Genomic DNA, 2,642 nt, shown 5'->3' with positions numbered 1-2,642 from the left:
CCGTCATTCCGGTCGAGCAGGAGCGCCGTGCGCGCAGACTGCAAGGCACTTTGCAGCGTACGAGGATCGCGGTCGTACCAGAATCGCGCAACCAGGCACTGCGCCAGATAGGCATGACCTTGAGCAAAAGCCGGATCGAGTTCGGCGCTCCGGGCGAACATGGATTCGCCCTTGTCCATTTCATACTGATGGTAGTGCGCGCGACCCTGCAAGTAGTAGTCGTAGGCGGCCCAATCGGCCGGCGGGGTTCGCCGCGAGCGGCTAGTCGCATCTGCCTCGGCAGCGCCTTGGACGGTTGAAGCCACGAGGGCCGCCACCTCCTCCTGAACCGAAAAGATGTCCTCAAGCGCCCTGTCGTAGCGTTGAGCCCATAAATGGAAGCCGCTGGCGCCGTCGATCAGTTGCGCTGTGATCCGGATGCGGTCCCCGAGCCGTCGCACGCTGCCCTCGACGAGGTAGCGCGCGCCGAGTTGCCGGTGGACTTCCGCGGGATCCGGCGCTGGTCCACGAAACTGAAAAGCTGAATTGCGGGCGATCACCACGAGCGACCGGTATCGCGCCAGTTCGGTGATGATATCTTCGGTGATGCCGTCGCTCAGATATGTTGGTCCTGATCGCCGCTCAAATTGGCAAAGGGCAGCACGGCGATGGTGGGTTTGCCGGACGGCGCGATCGGTCGCTGCACTGAACCTTCCACGCGCTCGACAGGAGCGGTGAAGCGGTAGCCGACGCGAGGCACGGTGGCGATCCAGTCGCCACCTTGGTCGGTAGGGCCGAGCGCCTTCCTCAGGGTCGCAATCTGGACGGTAAGATTGCTTTCCTCGACCGCCAGGCCCGGCCAGGCGGCTTCCATCAGCTCGGCCTTGGTCAGGATGTCGCCGGGCCGGGCCGCAAGCGTGGTGAGCAGCGTGATGCCGCGATGCCCGATGGAGATCGGTATCTCTTGCCGCAGGAGCGTCCCCTTCACAGGGTCGAGCACGAACGGACCAAAGGCGAAGTGATGCATCCCGCCATATTAGACGTTTCGGAATTTTTCGAAACAGTTTCGGCCGCGCTTTAGTACGCAGGTCCGCGCATCCGCCAAAGTAGCGTCATCGATTTAGCAGCACCAAGAAAGGACGAGCCAAATGAGCACGCAACTCTCTCTTACCTCAAGATTCTACCAGTCTTTCTGGAGCGAACAGCGGACGTGGACGACTGGACCGGCATCGGTCTTGGCGAGACTCATCGCCCTGCGCGGCCTCTGGCGCGAGCGCATATACTATCGCGAGGAGCTGAAGCGACTGGCGGAAGATGGGCCTCAAAGGGTCGACGACGTCGGTCTCACCCTGGCTGCCGTCGAGGCGGAACTGCAAAAGCCGTTCTGGGAGGCGTGACTTGCATTCATAGTTTGAACTAGTATCTGCCTGACTGTCGAAGCGCTTGCGGGCTTCAAATTCGGGGTGCCGCACTCGAACTGTAATCATTGCCGCTCAAAATGAGCCGCTGAGCAGCGGCTTTCGGGGAAGTGCGGGGGGCTTGGGAAGGTCCGGGATGGCGGTCGATAGCGGCCATTTGGCTTGCATAGGCTAACGTCTGCTCCGCTATTATCGTCACAGCAGAAGGGCCAGTCCGCACGCGGCCCCGCCGCAGTCAGCTCCATCTAGTTACCCCTCCCGCCCAATCAAGGCCGAGTAGAAATGAGATGGGTTACTCTCACTATGATGCTGCGGCTCGTGGCCGCGCCGCCTGGATGCGGGAAAGACCGTCGGAACGAAACGCCCTTTGACGCAGAAACAAATATGGGCAACCCGCTTCTTCTTGGATCGAGACGGGAGGGTTGCGACGCATTCTCTGCGCAGAACACAGGCTGCAATGATCTACAAGGCGACGGGCAATCTGCGCGCCATTCAGATCCTGCTCGGGCATACCAAGATCGAGAATACAGTGCGGTATTTGGGCGTCTATATCGAAGACGCTTTGCTCTTGGCAGAACGAACTGGAATCTGATGCCGTAGGGGGGCATCCGTGTACGCGGATGACCTCTTCGCTCGACGGTATTGTTGTGCTGCGAGTTCGGGCTGGGGAAACGGGCTGCCAGGTTTCGGGCTGCGACGCCGCGAAAGCCGCCTTTCACCGAGTCATCGAGCTTCGACGGCAATGCGCCGCAAAAGCGGTCGTCAACACGAGCTTTTCCCTCACCTGAAAGCGGATGGTCAAATTGGACCGGGGTAATGTCCGTCGCCGACCTGCCGTCGCCAATGTTCGATTCTGACGGACTTGGCCATAGTCGTGGCAGGTGTGATCAAGAGCTACGAAGTCAACGCACAGCAGTAATAAAAGAACAAAGATGTTTGGGTCAGATGACTAAAAGCTCTGATCCAGAACATTGATTGTGGCGGCTTATAGATGGTCTATTTCCTGGTAAAAGGCCGCGAACTCCAATTTTGTTGAGTGTTTTCGTTGTCATTAGCTATATGAATATCAACCATTAAAAAGGGTTGGATTGACAAAATCCACACCATAGTTGGTTGTCAGCAGTACTGACTTGAATTCGTATCACGGTGGCATGGGATGGTGGGCGGGGAACCGGACGACGTGCGGGTGAAATCTGCCGGCACTGAGTGGGTAGTCCGCGTCGTCGAAAAGGGGACCGCAACCAT

The 2,642-nt window shown here is 58.7% G+C and carries 3 protein-coding genes and 1 pseudogene; 2 read left to right on the top strand and 2 right to left on the bottom strand.

All coding sequences use genetic code 11. From position 1 onward, the window contains the following. Positions 1–542 (bottom strand): annotated as a pseudogene (locus FJ417_RS33760) (adenylate cyclase); the annotation flags it as partial. Between the two features lie 53 nt (positions 543–595). Beyond that, positions 596–1,006 carry a transcriptional regulator gene (locus tag FJ417_RS33755; protein WP_246687646.1) on the bottom strand — a complete coding sequence of 137 codons (411 nt, stop codon included), beginning with the start codon at positions 1,004–1,006 and terminating at the stop codon, positions 596–598. A gap of 208 nt (positions 1,007–1,214) precedes the next feature. Between FJ417_RS33755 and FJ417_RS32935 the strand changes: the two genes are divergently transcribed. After that, positions 1,215–1,376, top strand: coding sequence for a DUF1127 domain-containing protein (locus FJ417_RS32935; protein ID WP_226892136.1), 162 nt, complete (start codon positions 1,215–1,217; stop codon positions 1,374–1,376). Positions 1,377–1,854: 478 nt separating this feature from the next. Beyond that, positions 1,855–1,989 (top strand): hypothetical protein, encoded by a 135-nt coding sequence (locus FJ417_RS33750; protein WP_246687645.1) that lies wholly within the window; start codon positions 1,855–1,857, stop codon positions 1,987–1,989. Positions 1,990–2,642: the final 653 nt, after the last annotated feature.

Source organism: Mesorhizobium sp. B3-1-7, from assembly GCF_006439385.1.
In the GTDB taxonomy this organism is placed as follows: domain Bacteria; phylum Pseudomonadota; class Alphaproteobacteria; order Rhizobiales; family Rhizobiaceae; genus Mesorhizobium.
Note: the sequence above shows the minus strand (reverse complement) of the source record. Positions and strands in the feature narration are given on the sequence as shown.

What these genes read in the sequence shown, in the direction of transcription:
- FJ417_RS33755 (WP_246687646.1), bottom strand. Translation starts at nt 1,006, where the DNA reads ATGCATCACTTCGCCTTTGGTCCGTTCGTGCTCGACCCTGTGAAGGGG.
- FJ417_RS33750 (WP_246687645.1), top strand. Translation starts at nt 1,855, where the DNA reads ATGATCTACAAGGCGACGGGCAATCTGCGCGCCATTCAGATCCTGCTC.